The 22,912-nt window shown below is 42.9% G+C and carries 23 protein-coding genes and 3 tRNA genes; 4 read left to right on the forward strand and 22 right to left on the reverse strand.

The features are described from left to right. Positions 1 to 5: 5 nt before the first annotated feature. The 12 genes from B5771_RS21305 to B5771_RS21360 all read right to left on the reverse strand — a co-directional run bounded on the left by B5771_RS21305 (position 6) and on the right by B5771_RS21360 (position 11,396). Positions 6 to 530 (reverse strand): nucleoside-triphosphatase, encoded by a 525-nt coding sequence (locus B5771_RS21305; RefSeq protein ID WP_088189340.1) that lies wholly within the window; start codon positions 528 to 530, stop codon positions 6 to 8. Between the two features lie 3 nt (positions 531 to 533). Continuing rightward, positions 534 to 1,232 (reverse strand): class I SAM-dependent methyltransferase, encoded by a 699-nt coding sequence (locus B5771_RS21310; RefSeq protein ID WP_088189341.1) that lies wholly within the window; start codon positions 1,230 to 1,232, stop codon positions 534 to 536. Beyond that, a complete protein-coding gene (locus B5771_RS21315; protein ID WP_088189342.1) occupies positions 1,222 to 2,001 on the reverse strand; it encodes a DUF364 domain-containing protein in 780 nt (259 codons plus the stop codon). The genes B5771_RS21310 and B5771_RS21315 overlap by 11 nt, the downstream gene beginning before the upstream one ends. Before the next feature lie 51 nt (positions 2,002 to 2,052). Then, entirely contained in the window at positions 2,053 to 3,084 is a 1,032-nt protein-coding gene (locus B5771_RS21320) for an ABC transporter ATP-binding protein (RefSeq protein ID WP_088189343.1), read from the reverse strand. Next, the gene (locus tag B5771_RS21325; RefSeq protein ID WP_088189344.1) at positions 3,081 to 3,773 is read right to left on the reverse strand and encodes a GTP-binding protein; all 693 of its coding nucleotides are present in this window, start codon (positions 3,771 to 3,773) and stop codon (positions 3,081 to 3,083) included. The genes B5771_RS21320 and B5771_RS21325 overlap by 4 nt, the downstream gene beginning before the upstream one ends. A gap of 336 nt (positions 3,774 to 4,109) precedes the next feature. Then, complete coding sequence (locus B5771_RS21330) at positions 4,110 to 4,754, reverse strand: HAD family hydrolase (protein ID WP_047811269.1); 645 nt, start codon at positions 4,752 to 4,754, stop codon at positions 4,110 to 4,112. A gap of 362 nt (positions 4,755 to 5,116) precedes the next feature. Next, positions 5,117 to 5,803, reverse strand: a complete 687-nt coding sequence (locus B5771_RS21335; protein WP_088189345.1) for a PspA/IM30 family protein — start codon at positions 5,801 to 5,803, stop codon at positions 5,117 to 5,119. A gap of 47 nt (positions 5,804 to 5,850) precedes the next feature. Next, positions 5,851 to 7,356, reverse strand: a complete 1,506-nt coding sequence (locus B5771_RS21340; RefSeq protein ID WP_088189346.1) for an SPFH domain-containing protein — start codon at positions 7,354 to 7,356, stop codon at positions 5,851 to 5,853. Positions 7,357 to 7,382: 26 nt separating this feature from the next. Then, the gene (locus tag B5771_RS21345; protein WP_088189347.1) at positions 7,383 to 7,991 is read right to left on the reverse strand and encodes a hypothetical protein; all 609 of its coding nucleotides are present in this window, start codon (positions 7,989 to 7,991) and stop codon (positions 7,383 to 7,385) included. Between the two features lie 580 nt (positions 7,992 to 8,571). Beyond that, positions 8,572 to 10,101 carry a spore germination protein gene (locus B5771_RS21350; RefSeq protein ID WP_207652727.1) on the reverse strand — a complete coding sequence of 510 codons (1,530 nt, stop codon included), beginning with the start codon at positions 10,099 to 10,101 and terminating at the stop codon, positions 8,572 to 8,574. Between the two features lie 78 nt (positions 10,102 to 10,179). Continuing rightward, positions 10,180 to 10,551 (reverse strand): DUF1634 domain-containing protein, encoded by a 372-nt coding sequence (locus B5771_RS21355; RefSeq protein WP_047811265.1) that lies wholly within the window; start codon positions 10,549 to 10,551, stop codon positions 10,180 to 10,182. Between the two features lie 5 nt (positions 10,552 to 10,556). Then, positions 10,557 to 11,396: a sulfite exporter TauE/SafE family protein gene (locus B5771_RS21360; protein WP_047811264.1), complete on the reverse strand. Its 840-nt coding sequence runs from the start codon at positions 11,394 to 11,396 to the stop codon at positions 10,557 to 10,559. A gap of 261 nt (positions 11,397 to 11,657) precedes the next feature. Here B5771_RS21360 and B5771_RS21365 point away from each other — a divergent pair, with 261 nt between their 5' ends. Both B5771_RS21365 and B5771_RS21370 read left to right on the forward strand, forming a co-directional pair. After that, positions 11,658 to 12,206, forward strand: a complete 549-nt coding sequence (locus tag B5771_RS21365; protein ID WP_088189348.1) for a flavodoxin family protein — start codon at positions 11,658 to 11,660, stop codon at positions 12,204 to 12,206. Between the two features lie 564 nt (positions 12,207 to 12,770). Continuing rightward, a complete protein-coding gene (locus B5771_RS21370) occupies positions 12,771 to 15,062 on the forward strand; it encodes an alkaline phosphatase family protein (RefSeq protein WP_207652728.1) in 2,292 nt (763 codons plus the stop codon). Between the two features lie 61 nt (positions 15,063 to 15,123). Here the strand turns inward: B5771_RS21370 and B5771_RS21375 are convergent, their stop codons facing one another. After that, positions 15,124 to 15,465, reverse strand: a complete 342-nt coding sequence (locus B5771_RS21375) for an iron-sulfur cluster assembly accessory protein (protein ID WP_088189350.1) — start codon at positions 15,463 to 15,465, stop codon at positions 15,124 to 15,126. A gap of 491 nt (positions 15,466 to 15,956) precedes the next feature. Between B5771_RS21375 and B5771_RS21380 the strand changes: the two genes are divergently transcribed. After that, positions 15,957 to 16,208, forward strand: a complete 252-nt coding sequence (locus tag B5771_RS21380) for a DUF3343 domain-containing protein (RefSeq protein WP_088189351.1) — start codon at positions 15,957 to 15,959, stop codon at positions 16,206 to 16,208. 234 nt (positions 16,209 to 16,442) lie between these two features. On the opposite strand, the gene B5771_RS21385 is transcribed toward B5771_RS21380, so the two are convergent. The 6 genes from B5771_RS21385 to selD all read right to left on the reverse strand — a co-directional run bounded on the left by B5771_RS21385 (position 16,443) and on the right by selD (position 18,762). After that, positions 16,443 to 16,518, reverse strand: a tRNA-Lys gene (locus B5771_RS21385). Between the two features lie 6 nt (positions 16,519 to 16,524). After that, positions 16,525 to 16,600 (reverse strand) — tRNA-Glu (locus tag B5771_RS21390). A gap of 6 nt (positions 16,601 to 16,606) precedes the next feature. Then, positions 16,607 to 16,680: transfer RNA gene (locus B5771_RS21395), tRNA-Gln, on the reverse strand. Between the two features lie 191 nt (positions 16,681 to 16,871). Continuing rightward, positions 16,872 to 17,123 (reverse strand): DUF3343 domain-containing protein, encoded by a 252-nt coding sequence (locus tag B5771_RS21400; RefSeq protein WP_088189352.1) that lies wholly within the window; start codon positions 17,121 to 17,123, stop codon positions 16,872 to 16,874. A 10-nt stretch (positions 17,124 to 17,133) separates the two neighbouring features. Further along, complete coding sequence (gene yedF, locus B5771_RS21405; RefSeq protein ID WP_047811258.1) at positions 17,134 to 17,727, reverse strand: sulfurtransferase-like selenium metabolism protein YedF; 594 nt, start codon at positions 17,725 to 17,727, stop codon at positions 17,134 to 17,136. Between the two features lie 12 nt (positions 17,728 to 17,739). Continuing rightward, the gene (selD, locus tag B5771_RS21410) at positions 17,740 to 18,762 is read right to left on the reverse strand and encodes a selenide, water dikinase SelD (RefSeq protein ID WP_047811257.1); all 1,023 of its coding nucleotides are present in this window, start codon (positions 18,760 to 18,762) and stop codon (positions 17,740 to 17,742) included. 76 nt (positions 18,763 to 18,838) lie between these two features. On the opposite strand from selD, the gene B5771_RS21415 reads away from it, so the two are divergent. Next, a complete protein-coding gene (locus B5771_RS21415) occupies positions 18,839 to 19,945 on the forward strand; it encodes an aminotransferase class V-fold PLP-dependent enzyme (protein WP_088189353.1) in 1,107 nt (368 codons plus the stop codon). Between the two features lie 39 nt (positions 19,946 to 19,984). Here the strand turns inward: B5771_RS21415 and gltX are convergent, their stop codons facing one another. The 3 genes from gltX to B5771_RS21430 form a co-directional block, all read right to left on the reverse strand. Next, positions 19,985 to 21,457 (reverse strand): glutamate--tRNA ligase, encoded by a 1,473-nt coding sequence (gene gltX / locus B5771_RS21420; protein WP_088189354.1) that lies wholly within the window; start codon positions 21,455 to 21,457, stop codon positions 19,985 to 19,987. A gap of 66 nt (positions 21,458 to 21,523) precedes the next feature. Then, positions 21,524 to 22,009: a hypothetical protein gene (locus B5771_RS21425; RefSeq protein ID WP_088189355.1), complete on the reverse strand. Its 486-nt coding sequence runs from the start codon at positions 22,007 to 22,009 to the stop codon at positions 21,524 to 21,526. 218 nt (positions 22,010 to 22,227) lie between these two features. Next, entirely contained in the window at positions 22,228 to 22,899 is a 672-nt protein-coding gene (locus B5771_RS21430) for a flavodoxin family protein (protein WP_088189356.1), read from the reverse strand. Positions 22,900 to 22,912 lie beyond the last annotated feature (13 nt).

The raw sequence follows: 22,912 nt of genomic DNA on the forward strand, positions 1-22,912 counted from the left end.
AAAAATTAAAGAACACCGCTGAGTAAATCAGCCAGTAGCTGCGGCAGTCGGTCTCTGTTTTCACGGGTTACCGTAAGCAGGGTCACCTTGGCGTGCTCTCTGATTTGGTCCGTCCAGCCGGTGCTGGCCAGTTTGATGACCCCGAGTATAGGCTTGGTGCCTGCGAGGGCAGCTAAAATCTCCTGCTGAAATACCAGAGCCCCGCTCTCTAGGCTGCCACATTCGTCCATTAAAATCAGGGCTGAATCCGAATCAGCCCTGACCGAACGAATCAGCTGGGCTCCATAGCCATCGAACCTTTCGCTCAAAACCTCCGGCGGCCGCCCTGCCCCAAAACGTACAATAGCCTTTTCTTCACAGCAGACCTGAGGCAACGCCGCGGAATTCAGATAAAGCAGCCTGTCCTCCATAGCCCGGTCAGGTCCAAAGTAAGTCCGAAAGCCCTGAGGAGTTATCTTTAATAAATTCAGAGTTTTGTTAATGACTGTACTTTTGCCTATTTGGATATCGCCGGTTAGAAAGATATGCATTGCTTACAACCCGCCTTTAATCTCGAATACCCCAAAGGATTTCAAGCGAGGGATGATTAAGGGGAACTGAGGATCCCCGGTCACTCGGAGAGACTCGCTTAGAAAGCTGTGTAACTCCTCCGAAATGATGGTCGGGCAATGGGTTCGAATAAAACTATCAGCATCGGCCCGAGAACGAAAGGGCTGACCGAACTCAAAGGCAGCTTCCGTAAGAAGGTAATCCCTCCCTTGCTCCTTGAGAACCAACTCCAGATTTTCAGCGGTATTCTTGCGAAATTCCCGGTATTTCTCTGGGTACAGCTCTGTCTGTTGCTGTTTCCCCACTACGGCAATCAGCTTTCGGCAGTGAGAGAGGAATTCTTCAATTTCTTTGCTGCCAAAAAAGCAAACGCAGATGACATCCCACTCTCCCTCAAGATTCCGGCAATCCAGGAGCCGGGGGGTAATGTTGGTAATGTTTCTGGTCTCCATATTTTTCTGTAAGGCTGCCAAGGCATTACGGTTAATATCGATACAAGTGATCCTGTTGATGCTCTGGCTGAGCTCCAGATCAAGCAGGCCTAACCCACAGCCGATATCGCAGAGGCTGGAATAGCCTTGCAGCCTGGGAGCAATCAGCCCCGCCAAATTTCCGAAAAACCCGGAATAATTGTTGGCCTCTTCATACCAGCGGATGGTTTGGGGATTCCATTCAAAATTCATGATTCTGCTGTCTTTCTGCCTTAAACGCGACTTTTTGACCTGTGGTGAAGATCTTGACCTGTTCTGCACCAGCAACAACCCGGAACGCCCGCTGATTGTCTTTAATGAGAAATCCGGACAATTCATCAACCCCGTAATCAAAAAGCACTGGAGCCAAAGGGGTAGCAGGTCCCACTAAGCTGACTCGGACAGCGTTTTCGGTCAATTCTAAAAGCCGGGGCAGGGTTTTATCCACTAGGGCTGTACAGGTAAGGTAGGCGTAATCTGCTTCAGGAAGCAGATACTCACAGGCCGGCATAGGGTAGTCTCCCTCTAAGGGGTCCCATTCAATAATAGAAAAGTCACAGACTGGTTCCAGTAACTTCTCCAGGTAAGGAAAATGTCCGACTACCACAACCCTTTTCCCTTTCACAACATTTTGGGACATGATAAATGGATCATAGCGCCGGTCTTCCACGCGCTGGGCATCGGAGAATTCCACCCCATTGTCTCTGGCCACTTGAGGATTGTTGTAGTAAGCGTTCAGGGCCGCGGCACCTAGGGCCGCCTCTATTAAGTTCCATGATTTTACACAAGCTGCCACCTCGCGCAGAGGTGCACCCAAGAGGTTTTTACTGAGCATGGGCATCCGCTGATCATAAAGCCGCCCCGCAGCCACCCCAGAACCCTCGCCGCTGCGGACATAGGAATAGTGGCAGCCACAAACCAGCTCGTCAACCAGATAATCTTCAGGTATCCCTTCAATTAAAGCATCATATAATTCCCACATTTTAGCCCCTCCCTTAATGGTGTCTATATTCCTTAATATAGCATTCAAAAGTTATGAGCTTGACTCACTCAAATCCTTCATATGAATTAACTCACCGGCCCGTAGGGCAGTGCGCAGCCTTTGCATAGTATTGTCGAGATTTTCAATCATCCCCAGACTTTCCTTTTCTTCCTCGGAAATGCCGATGACTTTGGCAATCCCTCCGTTTTTAATAATGATCCGCTTATGGGCACTCAGTGCCAAAAGAGGATCATGAGTGGAAACAAATATAATCTTTTCTCTTTTAGCCAGCAGCCCAATAGCCTGACGCCGGTTGATCCCGGCATTTTCAATTTCATCAATCAAGATGATAGGAGAGTCGCTCATATATGCGGTGTCTGCGATCATCAGAGCCCGAGACTGCCCACCACTGAGCTGAGTTACCAGCGTGTCTTCGGAGAATTTCTCCCCGGCCAGCTGATTGGCACGTTGAAAACAGATGGCCACCACTTCGCCGATATTGGGAGTAAGCCGGCATTTGGCATGCATCTCCAGAAATTCACGAACCGTCAGGTCCATGACAAAATTCATATTCTGGGAAAGCTGGGCAACCAATTTCCCTTCCATCTCGAAGCGCTGAAGTTCGTCCAGCTCGGCCCCATTGACCAGGATTCTCCTGCCGGTGAGAGTGTCTCCCTGAGCCAAGCACTCAATGTCATTGAGAAGCCGGCTTTTCCCCGAGCCTGTCGGTCCGACAATGCTGATGATTTCCCCGGCGGAAATGGTCAGGCTGATATTTTCCGGCGTCCTGGATTTATCCCAACCACCACTAATCGTAATCGACTTAACCTCTTTCAGAAGATTCTCCTTGGGGGTGAATTGCTCAAGAAACGCTCCAAAGGTCTTTAAAGCTCCAAACCGGTCTAAACCGAATTCGGCAAGAGCTTCGTCGTCCACCTTCAGCAGGGCCTGGGGGAAGGGGAGTTCTTTTGCTAAATTGTTTAGGCGGAAATTGGCCAAGAAATCCCAGCCAATGGGATATTCCTTCAAAACCTCGGCCAGAGGCTTGCTGTCCAAGATCATCATAAAATCATTGACTGTCATAGGTTCTTAAACTCCATTTTCTTCATCATTCCCATCTGATAAGGCGCTCCTATTTTAGTTTCGCCGGTGCAGTAAGAGCAGACTGCTGCAGGTGTAGTAAAGCGCAGCTTCGTATCTGTGAGGCTCTGAATCTCCACAGCCTGCCGCAAATATTTCGCCAGAATGAAAGCTCCTTGCCCTGTTATCCCATTGACAAATATCACCTTGGCCGCTGAATTCACTTGCCGTATATTAAAAGCAAATACTTCCCGCTCAGCCTGAGAAACAATATCCCCTTTAGTCACAACCACAATATCCGCAAATTTGAGCATGGGTCCTATTTTGCGGGGAGTATTGACTCCAGACAGATTGTCTATCACGCAAACTGCCAAAATTCCCCGGATATAGGGGGAACAGCGGTTACAAAGGCCGGCGCTCTCCGTGATGAGCATCTCAAAACCGGAGTGAACTCCCCATTGTACTGCGTCCTCAATATTGCTCACAAAATAATGGTCTGGGCATATTTTCCCGGAAAATCCGGTTTGCACGGGAATTCCGGCCTCTTCATAGCTGAGATTATCAAAAGAAGTCAGGCAGTCAAATTTCACAACACCGATGCTGCCTTTATCACAGTTCATACATTCGATCAGCTTAAGTATGACAGATGTTTTGCCTGAAGATGGCGGACCGGCAACTGTTATCAGCTTCATAACAACCTTCTCCCCATTTCTCTGGATGAGTTATGTTTGATCTTGTAGTGTTAGTTTGCTATGTATTAAATTTATACGTTATTTAAGTCTTTGTCCAGTTCATTTATATATGTTTTTGTTAGTTTTTATTAGTTTATTTACAGTTATATTCATTTATATTTGGTCACTAGGAAGCTTACATCTTTTTAATCCAAAACAAAAATACCGGTCATGGCGACTCTCCGCCTCAACCGGCATGTGGGTTAAGTAGAACCAACTTCTATATTGCAAAATCAGAGTGAACTTGTTCAGCTAGAGCTGAACATCGAGACTTCGGTGGGGGAGATCCACTCCCACTTACGAAGTGATAGTCTTATGATTGGATAAAGTTAATAATTCTTCAAAGCTATCAATAGCATAATCATATTCTTCAACATTCCCAAAACCGTAACTTGCATATACAAAAGGAATTCCTGCTACTTTTGCTGACTCGGCATCACCATTAGTATCACCTACATAAATTGGCTTTTTCAGCTTATTTCTTTTCATTATAAGTTTATTATTTTCTCCTTTTGATAATCCTGTTGCCCCCCAACACTCAAAATCATCGAAATACTCACTTAAGTTATGTGCCTTAAAGAAGCATTGTATGTAGCCATCCTGACAATTACTAACTATGAATAACTTGTACTTTTTTGATAACTCTTTAAGTGTTTCTTCTAGTTTAGGGAATAAAATCCCACCATGTTCACCTAAAAAAACTTGTTCGGTTTCACAGAATTCTTCTAATAATTTGATTTGAAACTTCTCATCTAGATCCGGAAATAACCTTTTGCGTATTTCATCCATTGGAAGCCCCATGCATCTCTCCATATCTTCAGGAGTTATTACCGTTGTAATGTTTGGATAGTTTGCTAATACTGTTTTCCATGCTTCACAAATTCCTGCTATTGAATTCCAGAGAGTGCCATCTAAATCAAAAATAATACTATCGATACTCATTTTTATTACCCATCCCCTTTAAATATAATCTTAAATCATAACTTCTACCGATACGTCAGATCAGAAGAAGTCAACTCTAATCTAACCCAAACATCTTGATCCATGATACCATGAATAAGATATATTCTATAGCTGAAAAATGCAAAAAAAAAACTGTCTCCTAAAATCCAGGAAACAGATTTTTTAAATAATTATAGTTTTTCCTTAACTGAAAAGATTTCTAATCTTCTATTCCGCGAGCTATTTTAGCTATTCCTAATACGTCTATACGTTTTTCCCAAGGATTCATGCCAATTACCAACTCTAAGCATCTCTTTACAAAACCTGTAATGGCAATCTGTAGCATATTTAATGGAGTTACCCTAATTCTTATTTAATTCGATTTTATTTTCTTGTTTAAGCTTTGCTAACTCATCCTCAATTTGAGAATTGACCTTACTCGCTTCTAGCTCTGCAAATTGCCTTTCAATTGTACTGGTGTGCACCATTGTTCCAGATGCCTTGGCTTCTGCCTCCATACGTTCAACCCGATCTTTCATTCGATCAAAATCTCCTAACGGGTCATGGGAGGAAAGTCCGGATACAGCCTCATTCGCCTTTTTCATTGTTTCCGCCCGCCGTTGACGCATAACCAAATCATTACGTTCCAGCTTAGCCTTTTCAAGTTTCTCCGAAAGTACACGGAGATTATCCTGAAGATCTTTTACTGATTTGGTCTGCTCTAGAAGTTGAGACTCATAATCACTCTTGCTGATCTCAGCTTGTTTTTTATACGTTAAGGCATTCCTAGCCAAATCATCCTTTCCCTGCTGTACAGCAAGTTCAGCCTGTTCGCTGCGTACGTTAATTTCCTTATTCAAGCCTTCAATGCGTTCCTCAAGTAGAATTTTATCCGCTAAAGCACGGTTGACTTGAATTTGAAAATTGCGAACTTCCTCCGTTGCTCGTTCTACGTAAAGATTTAACATTTTTTCCGGATCTTCAGCCTTTGATATAAGATCCATAGTATTGGCTTGTAGCAGATCTTTTACCTTACTAAACAACCCCATAGCCGCCAATCTCCTTTCATATAGTAACTAACCCATATAGTTATGACTTAAACATTTCCATCAACTTTATCTTCATCATAAGCATTTACTGAAGCAGTACCAATGTTTTTCTTCATATCGCCCAGATTGGAAATAACATCTTTGATATCTATACCGGTTAAAGTTTCCACGAGATCAGGAACTTGAGCAATCATATTCGTGACATCGCGGGTGACTTTCTGCATCCCAGAATTGTCCCCACCGGTAGATACAACCGTAATCTTATCGATGTTTTCAAGAGGTGCCGTGACAGCTTTAGCAAGGTCAGGCAAGCCGGCTAATAATTTATCTAAGATGGCCGCTTGCGAGTAATTAGCAAAGGCTTCGGCTTTTGCCTGAATAGCCTCAGCTTCGGCAAGACCCTTGGAACGAATAATATCCGCTTCGGCAGTACCAACAGATTTGGTGGCTTCAGCCTTTGCTTCACTTTCCAGCTTGATGTTAAGAGCGGTGGCTTCAGCTTTAGCTTTATTCTCGATCACGGTAACCTGAGCATTCGCCTCGGCCTGAGCTTGTTGCTTAATTTTCACAGCCTGAGCTTCGGCTTCTGCGGGTTTAATCACATCAGCTTCCAATTCTTTTTGCTTACGACCAATTTCGGCTTCAGCAACGGCAGATTCACCCTGACGTTCAATCTGTTTAACAGTCCACTGCTTCTTGGTCAATTCCTGTTGCAGTTCAGCATCGCGCAGCTTGTAAGCGTTTTCCTTATCAGCCTGTGCCTTTTGCACTTCAGCATCATATTGAGCCTTCTTCAAATTCAGATTTTTCATATTCTCCGCTTGTTGCGTTTCAGATTGAGTCTGAGCTTCTACAGTCTTTTGCTGTGCCTCGGCTCTGGCAATGGCAGCGTCCCGCTCAGCTGCTGCTTTCTGGATTTCACTTTCTTTAAAGGCTGTAGCCTTAGCTATCTCGGCCTCCTTAAGTACACGAGCAATCTCTGGTTTACCCATGTTTTCAATGTACTGATTTCGATCTTTGACACTCTTAATTGTAAATGAGCGAACTTCCAGTCCCATCTTTGATAACTCGCCCTGACAGGTCTCAAGCATCTTTGTTTGAACCATATCCGGTTCCTTAACAATCTGTTCGACGGTTAACTGGCCGATTATACTGCGAAGGTGACCCTCCATGACCTGTTTAATCATAATCTCCTGAGCTTCATCACTTTTGGACAAAAACTGAACTGCCGCTGTCTTAATAGCATCTGAGGTGTCAATAATCTTAATTTGAGACACCGCTTCAATAGTTACGGCCACTCCCTGAGTCGTGTATAAATCATTGGCCGGAGCAATGTCAAAGGACATCAAGGCTAAAGATATGCGCTTGCAGGTTTGCACAAGTGGCCAGACGACACGACCGCCTCCCGTAATAACATTAGAACCACCCATACCATAGACAATTAATGCTTCATCTGGACCTGCTTTCTGAAACATACGGGCAAGAATACTTAAGATAGCTAACAAACCCACAACCGCCACGGCAATAACGATTATTATACTCGAAAATATCATCTTATTTACCCCTTTCTAAATCTTTTTTACTTGCCAAATGAGTCGGCAGAAGATACGTAAGCCACTCCCCTTTCTACTTTTACTATTACCACACTTACGCCTTTATTAATTTGACCTCCATTTAATGCCTTTGCCCTGATAATTCTATCCGTACCCTGTAAAGGATACATAACCTCACCCATTGAATTTTGGAAAATACCGGTAATAACCAAACCAGTTACCCCCACTGCATCGGTGTCCTTTGTATCTAAAAAAGCGGTCTGATTCCTTAGCATTACTGTTATTACTGCTCGAACTACCCACCAAAATGCTATACCCCCAACTAAAGCAGGAGGAAGAGTGAGTAAAACTATATTAAAGACTTGAAAACCTATAAGACCGCCTGCCCCAAAACCAAGCAAAAAAGCAAATATAGCCTGGATATTTAAAATTGGCACGGTATAAACTGACGTACTTTCATTAGCAATGCTGCTATTATTTGTCGCATGGACAGTTGTGTGCGGGACATGACCAACATGACCCATATGCCCGCTATGTCCTCCAAAACCTAAGCTTAAGACGCTGAGGATAAAACCCACCGCTAAACAAATTATGTAAATACCCTCTAGAAAATTTACACTAGAACCAAATACCATAATTACAATCACTTCCTAAGGTTATTTAGTAAAAACAACATTAATACAGAATATGCAGTTAATCATCTAAAATAAATTAAACCATGTTAAATAATTAAGGTGCATTATTTGCGGCTATCCTTGATCATTCTTTTTTCCCTAATTCCACTATTTTTCACTATTTCCTGCTTAATGAAACACAAAATATTTTCACCGAAAATCCCTTTATTTTAAAAGCTTAAAAGGGGATGTGTAGAAACTTAACGTTAAAAATCTAAAGTAGGTTCAGATAGCGAAAGACGATCTCGCTTCACTAGTATTGTGGAGTAAGATCGCCTTAAATTGATCCCCATCTCTTCAACATGCCTATAATCCAGTTTCAGTGAACTCGTTCAGCTAAAGCTGAACATCGGGGCTTCAGATACAATAATGTCCAGTGGACATTATTGCCGAGCCGCCGCCTTTCCCAATAGGAATACTTTGCGGTGAAGGAGGACTCTACCGCACCTGAAGTTTACGAAGGACCCACCCCCACTTATAGAAGTGGGAGCCTAAAACTGAATTCAGCTTTTTACAGCCGAACGCGTTATAGATAGAATAATCAACCGTCACGCTTTTGTATTTTAGGGCGAAGTACGCCCGGTCGACCATGTATCGTTGTAAATGGTTTACGTAAAAGCACATTATCCATACCATTTTTCCATTTAAACGGCATCAAAGGCCAAAAATATGGGATACCAAACGACTTGCGGGTCATCACATATACTAACCATATAAATACAGCAACGCCGAATCCCACAGCCCGCAAATGGAAGGCAAACCCAAGCTGGGTACATATGAGAATAAACAAACGGGATAGCTGATTAGCTGATGCCAGATCATACGAGGTTAGAGAAAATTGGGCAACCATCACAAACGCCATATACACTAAGACTTCAGGTTGCAACAGGTGTATTTGTGACACAAATTGGCCAAAGATGATTGCCGCCATGATACTAACCATAGATGCTAAGGTTAAGGGAGAAGTCATAACCGCAAGTCTAAGAATATCTATCGCCACCTCAGCCACAATTAATTCAAGCCAAAGTGGCAGCGGATCGGCCCTATCGGCCTTGAAAAAAGCTAGTTGCTTGGGCACCAATTCAGAATGAAAATTAACCAGAAGGAACAACCCTGGAAGAAAGATGGTAATAAAAGCGGCAATCAGCATTGTCCAACGTCTGTATGTGCCAACGCTTGGGTATTGATGATATTCCTCAGGGTGCTGCAGCAATTGAAAGAAGGTAATGGGTGCAATAATCACCTCCGGACTGGTATCTACAACAATCACTACATGCCCTTCGACAAGAGCAGTCGCCGCCACATCCGGCCTTTCGGTATAACGCACAATCGGATAAGGATTCCATTTAACATTGCCAATCAGCTCAGTAACGGACTGTTCAGCCATCGCCACAATATCGGTTTGAATAGATTCTAAGCGTTCACGTATGGTCTTTACCGTATCTGGATTGGCCACATCCTCTAAATACATTAAGCTGACATCCGTTTTTGAGCGAAGCCCGACCTGCATCAGTTCTGCCCGTAAACTTGGCTCCCGCAGCCGACGCCGGATTAGCGCCGTATTCATTAACATGGTTTCCGTAAACCCGTCCCTGGGCCCCCGGACAACACGTTCAATTTCCGGCTCCTGGATACTGCGCATCGGATAAATACGTGTATCAATGAGCAGTGCGGCATCATATCCATCGACGAAAGTAACCATGGGACCTGAAAGAATAAACCTGACAACATCTTCCATCTTCGTTACAGGCTGCACCTGGACGAAGGCAACATTGGTATTCAGATAATTCATGAGATCGTGAAGCGTGTAAGATTCGTTTTCTGTCACAAACGTTTGAATACGCTTCTCCAGATCATCAAGAATAAGCACAACATTCATCGTTAGAAAATACCCATTTAAAACATATGACATCATATTAAGCTTAGAGAAGTTAAATGATTTCGCCATAATATCCCAGCTATGTCCCGGACCTTGCCCTACTCCCAACAACTCATTCAAGTAGTTTATATTATCTTCTAGTTTGGTGGAAATCGGGGGAAGAGGTTCATTTTTAGGTTCTGTCATTGCCATTGAGTGATTTACTCCTTTCAAATAACTACCATTCCAAAGCATGATGCTTTACTAATCCAACAATGGTCATCTAGCAATCTATAAAGCTTTTCCTAAAAAAAAGCTAATAATAAGAATACATAATACAAACAACGTAATGATTGTGTATACGTAATCTTTTTCTAAAACAAACATCAAAACCGAGGCTGCAACACGAAAAACAGGGGTGGCGATTAAAAGTAACAGCCCAAGGCTAATTATCGATGCAGGTTTAAAACGTAAGATCCCTGCAAGTACCATACCGATGGTTGTGGGAAATTCGCCGCTTTGATAGCCGGATTGACCAATTGCAAAATACAATAATAAACCAATTACTACTACCATTGCTGACAAATAAACCCCTGTACGCAGACTGGAGCTAATGAATAACTCAGCATCAAATAAATCTTTAGCCGCATTTTTCTTACTCATAATTATCACCTAGCTTTCCAGAGCATTTCCAGAGCAATATAAATTAAGACTGGGATGAAGATGAAGCGCAAGGTTTTACTTTTTAAGCGTTCCATTACTTTTGTTCCTATCCTGGCGCCTAGTAAAACCCCCAGAGCGACTGGTCCCGCAACTAGAGGATCAATATCTCCGCGGGAAAAATAAACACCTGCGCTGGCTGCCGCGGTTACCCCAATCATAAAATTGCTGGTTGCTGTAGATACTTTCATTGGAAGTTTCATAAAAACGTCCATTCCTAATACTTTAAAAACACCGCTGCCAATTCCTAACAGTCCAGAGATGACTCCGGCTCCGTACATTACAGCATATCCGGGATAAATTCCAGTTACCTGATACTTAACATTTTGATGAAGAGCATTATCATAATATTCGCTATTGAGATGAAGACGTTCAGCTAAGGGATGAGTCTTGACGTTCGTTGGCAAATCAGAGTATCGCTTTTTGAACATAGTGAATGCAGAATAGAGTAATAACAGACCAAAAATAATGGATAAAAGTCTGGTACTAATCAGACCTGCAATAAACGCTCCGGTAATAGCTCCCAACGTTGTCGCTGTCTCCAGGAACATACCAATGCGGATATTGGTTATTTTATCCCTGACGTAGGCAATCGCAGCACCACTTGAGGTAGCAATGACCGAAACAATACTGGCTCCGATGGCTTCATGAATCCGGACGCCCAAGGCCAACGTTAAGGCAGGAATAATAATGATTCCGCCTCCTAAACCAAGTAATGATCCTAAAAAGCCAGCAAACAAGGAGAAAGCGAAAACCACGACACTCAAACCCGTAGACAATAAACTCACTCCCTTTGTTTATGTAAAATGAGTTCCACTTAATACTAAACTTTGATAGTATTAGCCATATAGCCTCTTTCATACTGTCTAACCAGGTATGATATACTTAAGTGTCGCAATTCCAGTGGAATCGCTCGTTACGTGGATTAATACAAAAATAGTAAAAACTTTAACCATATGTTGCCTGAAATCCCGACACAGAACAATTACAGACCGGATTATTTTTGTGCTATAATGACCTTAAATTTTATATTATGGAGGAATTAGAGCATGAAAAAAGTGGTTGCTTTTATGGGGAGTCCAAGAAAAAATGGCAATACGGTCACTCTTGTTAAAGAGGTTATTAGGGGAGCACAGGATGCTGGTGCCGAAACAACTATTTTTAACCTATATGATATGAACATTAAACCCTGTCAAGGCTGTCTTGCTTGTCGCAAAACTGGACACTGTGTCATGCAAGACGATTTTCAGAACATGTTTAACTATATTATCGATGCCGATGTTGTAGTTTTCGGGTCACCCGTATATCTTTGGCATGTCTCAGCACAAATGAAATTGTTATGGGATAGACTCTGCGGCTTGTTTGATGAAAACCACAAGCCCAGGTACGCTGTTAAAAACTTGATTATGGTATATTCTCAAGGAAATCCAAACGCACAAGCTTTTCAAACATCCTTTCAAACCAATGAATCCATGCTTAAAATGTTTGGCTTAAATGTAGTTAATACTATTTTACTTACAGGCGGCAACAACCCCAGTACCGCAGCTAATAATAACGAACTTTTAGTAAAGGCTTATGAAGCAGGAAAAGCAATTTAATCCTGCATTAGTACGCTTCCCCACCATTAGAAATTTACATCGAGTGAACTCGTTCAGCTAATGCTGAACATCAGGGCTTCAGATACAAAAATGTCCAGTGGACATTTTTGCCGAGCCGCCTTTCCCAATAGGAATACTTAACGGCGAAGGAGGACTCTAACCCACCTGAAGTTTACGAAGGGCCCATACCCACTTACAAGTAGTGGGGGTCTTAAAAACTGGATAAACTCAGAACCTCAGAAATCAAAGAGAGGAAAACCAACTTAATGGTTTTCCTCTCTTTGATTTTGTTAATAGCATGACACTCTTACCCAATCGTCTAGGAAATTAAAGCAGCCTAATGTGAATATCTGTAATGAGTATTTTACAAATTTATTACATTGTGTTAATTAATTTTAACACTATTTTCCGAGTCCCTTTACAAATATGTAGTAGGATATATTTTGATTAAAAAATACCATTAATTTTAGGAGGGATCGCAATTTAATGAAAGTCATAATTAAAAGAGCCTTTGCTGTTCTCGCAAGTACCGCCTTAATCAGCACACTAGTAACAGCAGGCACTGTGCCGCCCGCACTAGCAGATGTAACCTCGACACCGAACAATACACAAGTAATCAGCGGTGCAAAAGCAAATACTCCGATCCAACACGTCGTCGTTATTTTCAATGAAAATGAGTCCTTTGACCATTATTTCGGTACATACCCGGTTGCACAAAATCCAAACGGCGAGCCTCCATTCTATGCAACACCAGGCACCCCCACTGTTAATGGACTGACTGCTGCTTTATTGACCAATAACCCCAACAGCGCGAATCCTCAACGTTTAGACCGATCTCAGGCCTGGACCAAAGATATGGATCACGGTTATACTTCGGAACAAAAATCATTTGACGGCGGATTAATGGACAAGTTTGTGGAAAATGACGGGCACGGTGATCCAACGGTTATGGATTATTTTGACGGAAATACTGTAACCGCATTTTGGAATTATGCCCAACACTTTGCCTTGAACGACAGCTACTTCGGCTCAAACTTAGGTCCTTCCACCCCGGGAGCTCTCAATGTTGTTTCAGGTGAGACGGCGGGAGCCACGGTGTATAGCAACAACCAAGCAAATGGCGGAAAGGAATTGCAGCCCAAAGACTATCCGAAATCAGTTACCAGCAATGGCACAGTTATTGGTGATTCAGACCCGTATTACGATTATGCTTCCAAGGGTAAAACCATTTCCATGGCTGGTAAAAACGTCGGTGATTTATTGAATACCAAAGGTCTCACCTGGGGATGTTTCTTTGGGGGATACGACGACCCTGCAGCCCAGCATAAGAACATTCACGGAGACGAAGTGACAGACTATATCCCCCACCACGAACCATTTCAATACTATGGAGCAACTTCGAATACCAAACATCAGAAGCCATCATTTGCGACCACGATCGGTCAAGATGATCAGGCCAATCATCAATATGATATGACTGATTTCTGGGCAGCAGCAGATGCCGGAAACCTGCCAAACTACTCTTTCCTGAAGGCGCCTGCTTATCAAGACGGACACCCCGAATACTCGGATCCCCTTGACGAACAAACCTTCCTTGTTCAGACCGTCAATAAATTAGAATCTTTACCAAGCTGGAAAAGTACCGCCATTTTTGTCTGCTATGATGACTCCGATGGCTGGTATGATCATGTTATGCCTCCCATTGTGAATCAATCGAACGATCCGGCTGTAGATGCGTTAGAAGGAAATAACGCAGGGACTAAAGCTCCCTTAAATGGCGAAAAAGATCGTTTAGGATATGGGCCAAGATTTCCGATGGTTGTAATTTCACCCTATGCTAAGCACAACGCCGTCATTAATACAACTGTCGACCAATCCTCTGTGCTCCGTTTCGTTGAGGACAACTGGAACCTCGGGCGCATTGGCGGCGGGTCATTTGATGCTGAAGCAGGTTCTCTAAATGATATGTTTGACTTTAGCCAAGGCTATTCTAACCCTCCTGTGTTCCTTGATCCAAATTCGGGCGAGCCGGCAGCACAAATTGCACCATTTAAACAAAACGGACTGCTCTACATGACTCTTGGAGATCTTGAACAGAGCCTGGATGTTCAGCCGCACCAAAGTGGCAATAATGTATGGTTCATGTATGGAAACCATCTGGTCAATATCCCGTCCAACGGAGACACTGTAACGGTTGACACAAAGCCAGTGAAATTAGGCTCCCCAATCGTAAATGGGACCGGCTTCATTTATCTGCCAATTGATAACTTGGCTAAAGCTCTTAATGCGAAGATAGTCCAGTATAAATCAGACCAAATCTTGTTCCAATCAAGCGAGGCACCAGACCAACTTGGTGGTTTGAATACGAATTTCAACACCGCCACAACCGCTGGCAAAGTTAAAAGCAGCCCCGCGGCAATGAATATTACGATTAAAAGTGACGATAACGCTGGAACTAACACCTTGTCAATTAGCACACCTGAAACGATTACTTCTCCAGAATTCAAAACACTTGTTAATCAGACCATTAAGAACGCTCAATCTAGAAAAACTTACAACCTGATTATCACAGCTACTGATGCTTCAGGCAACCCTGTCAAAGCCAGCGGCACAGCTTATGTAACATTTGCACCTGGTGTTATTGATAAAAAAGGAACGCTTGCTGCGAGTGGAAAGAACATCAGCACTACACCTGTTGCTGTAACCCTCGACTCCAGCGGCAAAGCGGTTCTTACCTACACCGTTGGCACTGCTCCGACAGATTGGGATGCTTACGACTATGATGTAATCACAATATCCAATTCAGCCCAAACATCTGCAGCATCGTACATGAACGAAATTAACGTATTGAACTAATTATCTTCCCTCATCTAAAAAAAATTGCGCTACCAGCTGAGCTGGTAGCGCAATTTCAGTATTAACAACTGCTGCCGCATCCTCCGCAGCAACCGCTGTCACATCCTCCGCCATTAAAAGGTTTTGCCGGACGTATTTCAAAGCCTCCGCCGGTTTCCGTCTCCATATAGTCTATGACGGCTCCTTCTAAATAATTAGAGAGTTTCTTCTCTATGAGTATTGAAACACCGTATTCTTCGTCCAGAATATCCTCATCTGTTTTCGAATCATCAAGAGCCATGCCGAAATTAGGGCCGCTGCAACCCATCCCCGCAAGATAAAGACGGAGAGATGAATTTTCTTGGTTTTGAGCTTTTAGAATTTCTTTAACTTTTTGGGCCGCAAGTTCAGTTATTTTAACCATCTAGCGTCACTCCTTTTTAAACTATATTCAAATTTTACACTTTTGATTTAACCAATCTTTTTGACACTCCAAAATGTCTCACTCCTCATTCATAATTAATCATAACATAATCATTATGTATTGTCATTTAATTTAACTTATAGAACTTATTATAGCCTTTCAAAACTTTATAAGCTAGTCTTTCTCGAATATTTATTATGAAAATTCCAACAACGCTAATCAGAGTTTTTCCCAACTGCAATAATAATTCTTCCTGTTGTTGTTTTTTTATTTTCCATTTCCATACCTCTTACTCTGTCCAATAGTTTCTGCCTGTATAATTCAGTTTATTGTTTATCATTTTGGAAATTAGAACAGTAATATTATTTTCAATATGGTTCCAGTTCGAAAAGATCTACATACTTATATAGTGTAATAATCATTTCCTAATGAGTTCACGTTTCAATATTTATAACGCACTTAAAGACTTAGCTAGAAGGAGACTTCTCAAAATGGAATCAAGCGAACTATATTTTGCAATATTTTTCACCACTTCTGGGGCAATAAGATTTAATAGGTTTTTGCGTAACAATAACATAGTGGCAGAAGTTAAGCCAGTACCCAGAAATATTAGCACAAGTTGCGCAGTAGGAGTGGAGTTTTACTATAAAGGAGATTTGAGTATGTTGTTAATCCAGGATATTAAACAACTATACAATATTAAAGGCAATCAGTATATTTTAAAGTACGCCAAAAGTCACTAACAGCTGGTCTGATAGCGAAGTATCTGCTGCTCAGGCGTCAATAAAGTATTTGAAGGGAAAACACATAGGGTTTTGGATACTTTTCCACACGGAACCGTACGTTTCAGCTTTAGCCATTTCGACATAGAAAAGGAAGTTTTCAAAGTCATCGAGTGTATCTGGCGAAGTTTAAATACTTTGTAATATTTGTGACGCAAAAAATCCCGCAATTACTTGCGGGATAATACATTCCTCTGGTGCGCCACCGCGGGATCGAACCGCGGACCTGCCGATTAAGAGTCGGATGCTCTACCAGCTGAGCTAGTGGCGCGTAAATTGGTAGCCCCAACGGGATTCGAACCCGTGTTTCCGCCTTGAGAGGGCAGCGTCTTAGGCCTCTTGACTATGGGGCCGTAATTTGGCTCCGGGACTAGGATTCGAACCTAGGCTATGTGATTCAGAGTCACACGTGCTACCACTACACAATCCCGGAATACTAGATGCCTTTAAATCCAACAGACATCATCATTACGTTATGCATAATCATTTGAATCGGATTATGTCACGGACTTTATTATAATCCATTTACAACTAATATGTCTAGTCCTTTTTGAAATTTTTTAATGTCCGGGCCCATTGTTCAGCTTTAGCTGAACGAGTTCACTTGTCACGCTTAAAGCATATTTATAGCACTACCTCGCTGTATACAGTCTCATGTGCATTTGCCGATGTTTGATAGACAGCTGCTACAATTATGTTATTCTTTTTCAAAAATTCGCTTGACGCAATATAATCATCTACCCGAAGCGCAATGCCGCATCCAGCTTTGATGCCGGATGGCAATGGCATTACCCCTACCGAGTACCCAGCCTGTAAAAGCGCCTTTTCAGCAAAAATAGCCGCATGTGTGTTGGCAAACGTCAGAATATAAGACACAGATACCCTCCTAAAGATTAATAAGCCGCTTCGCCCCAGCCATAGCTGTGACGATGCCGTACATGTTGGTGATCTCGCCAACCCCTAACTTCTCCGTGATCTCGAAATAATTAGTGCAAGTTCCGCAGGTCAGGATAACCGTTCCCGCTGCTTCCAGAGCGCGCAAGTCCTCTAAGCAGTTTGAATCACTGCTGGTAAGGTATGACCCCGAATTGAAAAACAGAACATGTGTGGGCGGCGGCACAAGCTCCCTGAGAGCAAAGATAAAACCTTTGATCAGTATTTGGCCCAGCTCCTGGCTGCCTTCCCCCATGGTATTCCTGCCAATGGCAACGACGAGCCCTGAATCTCCGTCTGTCGCGCAGCTTTCCACAGTGCAGCCTTCTCCTGCAACGATAGTAACTTCGATATTACCGTCTTCTTTCTGCTCATACTCGCTTTGATAACCCAAACCCGTTGCCATCTTTTGAAGATTTTGACGGGCAATGTCGTTATCTACTAAAACGGCTACTACGCCGCCGGCTTCCCCCAAGCCCTCCAGCGCTTTTTTGGCCCGAATGACCGGGATAGGGCAGACCTGTCCAATACAATCAATGTTATTCATGAATATTCCTCCTTAGCGTACTAAAATCGGTGAATTTTGCGGCAGGAGCACTTCTCCTACGATTCTAGCCAGTGGTTCCACTTCCTGAATGGCACTTAACAGCTCTTGGGCACAGGATTTTGGGGCACTGAGAAACAGTCCTCCAGAGGTTTGCGGATCAAACATCAATTCCTGCAAAGCAAAGGGTGTATCGCCAAGATCTACAAAACCCTGCATATGATTGCGGTTGCGCTGTGCAGCCGCAGTTATCAGATAATCTCCGGCATACTTATATGCTTGAGGGATATACGGCAGCTCCGAGCTATACAATACCAACGAGGTACCTTCCCCCGCCATTTCTCTTGCATGAGCTAACAGTCCGAAACCAGTGATATCAGTGCAGGCACTGATCGGAAAACTGTGCATTTTCTCCGCAGCATATTTGTTGAGCCGCTGCATGGAAGAAATCGCTGCCTGAACAGCTTGTTCATCTGCCATTTCTCCACGCAGCGCAGCCATGACGATACCAATGCCGAGTGGTTTTGTAAGGATCAGCTGATCCCCCGGAGCTGGTGTATTATTACGCCAGATTCGTTGCGGATCGAGACGTCCAGTGACCGCCAATCCATATTTCGGCTCTTTATCATAGATAGAATGACCTCCGCATAGTACCGCTCCCGCCTCTTGGATCTTTTCCGCGCCGCCTAATAATATTTCACCCAAGGCGTCTAATTCCATTCTCTCAGGATAACAAACGAGATTCAGAGCGAAAAGCGGTGTACCCCCCATGGAATATACGTCACTTAAAGCATTAGCAGCTGCGATTCGGCCAAACGAGCGGGCATCATCAACCATCGGTGAGAAAAAATCCACAGTAGAAACAATGGCAGTGTCTTGATCAATTTGATAAACAGCGGCATCATCTGAGGCATCAAAACCGACCAAGAGCCTAGGATCGCCAAATACAGGCATACCGGACAAGACCTTGGATAATTCGCCCGGGCCAATCTTGGCACCGCAACCGCCGGACGTACAGTTTGATAATAAACTCATCATGGAAATCCCTTCCTTATCATAGGTATTTGCATTATACTAAGATAAAATAATCACTGCTTACAGATTGGAGAAAAAAATGATTTATCTGGACAACGCTGCTACAACTCTAAAAAAACCTGATTGCGTCAAGGAGGCCGTTTTGCATGCCATGGATACGTTTGGCAACGCTTCACGCGGGGCACATAGGCCAGCGCTTGACGCCCTGCGTATGTTGATGGAAGCACGGATAGCCTTGGCTTCACTCTTTGGGCTTTCTGACGATCCCATGCGCGTTGTATTCACCCCCAATGCCACTGTCGCCTTAAACATCGCCATTTCCGGAATCAAGGGACATATCGTTACAACCGCTGCAGAGCACAATTCAGTACTGCGGCCCATATACAGGCAGGATAATTATACCATTGTTCCTTGTGACAACCTAGGATGCATTTCGCCTGAAGCAATTTCCTCTGCCATCCGGCCAGACACTGAAGCCGTAGTACTTACACATGCTTCCAATGTCACAGGTAACGTATTCGATATACAGTCTGTTGGGGAATTATGTGCAGCACGAGGCGTGCACTTCATTGTAGACGCCTCACAAAGCGCTGGACTTTTGCCTATCGATATGAAAAACATATCAGCGCTTTGCTTTACAGGTCATAAATCCCTGTTCGGACCGCAAGGTACCGGCGGGCTTTGCTTAGGACCCAATTACATGCCCGAATCTCTGTATGTTGGAGGAAGCGGCCATCATTCTTTCGACTTCAAACATCCTCGGGAATTGCCCGATGCGCTGGAAGCTGGTACGCAAAATGCACATGGGATCGCAGGACTATTGGCTGGCGTTCAATATATACAAGCCACCGGACTGTCAACAATACACAGCCAAGCGGATCGGCTGGCCCGCCTCTTTGCACATTCACTGGCAGATACTCCAGGCGTTACACTCTATGGCGATTTGGCTGCGCCTCTCCGCACACCCATAGTCTCTCTCAATATCGAAGGGTATGATGCCGCTCAAGTCGCCGGTCTGCTTTTTGAGAAATACGGCATTGCAGTGCGAGCGGGGGCACATTGTGCGCCATTGATGCATGATGGACTTAAACTACCCGGCTCCGTTCGGTTTTCTTTCTCGCATTTCAACACGCAAGAAGAGACAGAGTCCGCTATTGATGCCGTTCGCACCTTAGCTAATCGCTAATCAAATAACTATTGTATTTTCACGGACAAATGCGCATATCTAGATTTTGCGAATATATTCAATAGCCTTATCTAAACGTTCTAAGCACTTCTTTTTCCCCAATAGAGCCATAACATCAAATATGCCTGGGCTAACGGTTTGACCCGTTAAGGCTAACCTTGTGGGATGAATAATAACACCACCTTTAATCTCAAGCTCGCTCATTAATTGCCGATAAGCACTTTCAACGTTTTCTACATCAAATTGTTCTACGGTATTCAAACAATTTCTGCCCTTAGTGAGCAAAGCCGCAACGCCTTCTTGTTTAACGAAATACTTCTCGCGGCCTTTTTCATCATAGGAAACAACGTCTTGAAAATAGTAACGACTTCCTTCGGTCAATTCTCCTAGAGTCCTTACTCTTTCTCTAACCGTGTTGACAACATCACGAATATAGTCTCGATTATCTTCAGCATCTATGTTATTGATTAGACCAGCCCGAATAAAAAATGGTATGGCTTGTAGAGTTAACCTATCCAAATCACAGGTGGTCATATATTGCCCATTAAGCCAAATAAGTTTCTGAACGTCATATATGGCAGCGTTTTTAGAAACCTTTTCCAGTGAAAAAGCAGAAATAGTTTGAGTAGGAGAAATTAGTTCACTTTGCTGCTCTGCCGGAGACCATCCAAGTAGTGTCAGATAATTGACTAAAGCTTCCGGTAAACAACCCATTTCTTGAAATTCGCCAACAGAGGTTGCGCCATGTCTTTTGCTCAATTTGCTGCGGTCAGGAGCTAAAATCATCGATAGGTGAGCGAATAATGGTATCTCGTAACCTAATGCCTGATAGATTAAACACTGCTTTGGGGTGTTGGATAAATGCTCCTCAGCTCGGATCACATGGCTAATTTGCATGGCATGATCATCAACAACACAGGCAAAATTATAGGCAGGTGTTCCATCTGACTTAAAGATAATAAAGTCATCGAATTGTTTAGCATCGAAACTTACAGTTCCTCTAATAAGATCTTCAACAACAACTTGACCTGAGTTCGGTACTTTCATCCTTATCACAGAAGGAATCCCCCGCTTTAGTCTACCTTGAACTTCTTCGGGAGATAAGTTTCGACACTTTCCCTGATAACGAAAAGGCATCCCCTCCTTTCGTTGCTTTTGTCGTTCTTCTTCTAATTCTTCTGCGCTGCAAAAACAATGGTAGGCTTTATTTTCTTGGATTAACCTTTGGGCTGCTTTAGTGTAATACTCTTGCCGTTGGGATTGAAAGTAAGGGCCAAAATCGCCGCCCTTTTCTGGCCCCTCATCCCAGTCAATCCCTAACCATTTGAGACTACTTAAAATTTGACTTACAGAGTCTTCCTTGAGTCGTTCTGTGTCTGTGTCCTCAATACGAAGTATCAATTTACCATTATGCTTTTTAGCAAACAACCAGTTGAACAATGCTGTTCTTGCTCCCCCGATGTGCAAATAACCTGTAGGGCTCGGAGCAAATCTGACTCTGATCTTTTCCATATACTACTCTCCTAAGCATTATTTAGCTCAAAAAAAGCCATTGGTATTGCAAAACGTAATGCCTAATTACATCACAGTGAGTTTTCTTGGTATGATTGGCGTGCTTAATTTGCGTTCTTCAATGTAATGACAAAGTGCCACGAATTCTTCATATCGATTAATTTTGGCCAGATTTCTCAGATCAAGAATAATTCCTGAACTCAAATGTTTAATGAACTCCATATCTGACAGTCTTGTTTCCTCAAACAATCCACGTTGCCAATTATAGATACATGGAGCGAACTCATTCCAGTTTTTATCAAAATACTTTACTTTAGCATAGCAAAGCTTATAGATGTGAAAGATCATTCCCAATGGAGATGCTTTTTTGGCAAACTTATGACTGAAATATTGTTGAACAGGATGGTGCTCATGACGCCGTTCCCAGTAAAGATTAGCGTTGCTTTTCAATTGGTATTTGTCTAATATCTCACATTTTTCGTCTCCAAGTTCTCCTCTCAGATATTCATCTCTAACCTCTTGGGCAGCACTCTTTAACAATTGGTAATTCAATTCAGCTCCCCCCCTGAAGGTTTAGTTAAAGTTTGAAGCGACAAATATAACTTATATATAATCCAAGAATTATATTACCGCATTATGATTTAATTATATAATTCCAAATCTAATTTTCAAGGGCACCTACAACTATTAGGAAAAATACACCTATTCAAAAAAACAAAAACCGCCAGATGATCATAATCTGGCGGTTTTTGTTAACTCAATATTCAATATTACATTCCAAGATATTTCACATATTTCGGTATAGTCATCAGCTCTTTTTGAAGTCCTGCTTTTGTATCTGACGTGACGTTATTGTACTTCACCATTTCATAGCCTGCTTGTTCAACATAATTCAAATAATCGTCTACAACACTTCTAATTTTCTCATCCTTACTTTTCAGCAGCTTGCCGCAGTTTCTATAAATCTCCAAAACAGGATTACAAGATGCAAATACAACCTTCATTGTTTCAAAATTATTGTTGCCCGGAAAACCGCAGTTTGAGATGACCATAAACCGCTGATTTTTAGCGACAGAGTCAGCCAAATCAAAATTATCATGGTTACTTACAATTACAGGGCATTTTAAAGGCGCTAAGCGGTCAACAAAATTCTTAAGGGCAGCTGTCATATTCCATGTGTAGATAGGTGTAGCAAAGCATACAAGATCGGCAGAGTTATATAAGTCAAGCAGTTCCTGCATATCATCTTGCAAAACACATTTTCCTGGAGTTTTAAACCAGCACGAAAAACAACCTTGGCAATGCCCTATATTTTTCTTTATCAAAAATATAGTTTCGGTTTCAGCACCTGCCCGTCTTGCGCCGTTTAAAAAAGCTTCGGCAATTACATTTGTATTACTCCCTGCCGCTGCAGGGCTGCCGTTAAAAACAATTACTTTCATGCTCAAATCTCCT

The organism is Desulfosporosinus sp. FKA, from assembly GCF_002196785.1.
Classification (GTDB): domain Bacteria; phylum Bacillota; class Desulfitobacteriia; order Desulfitobacteriales; family Desulfitobacteriaceae; genus Desulfosporosinus; species Desulfosporosinus acididurans.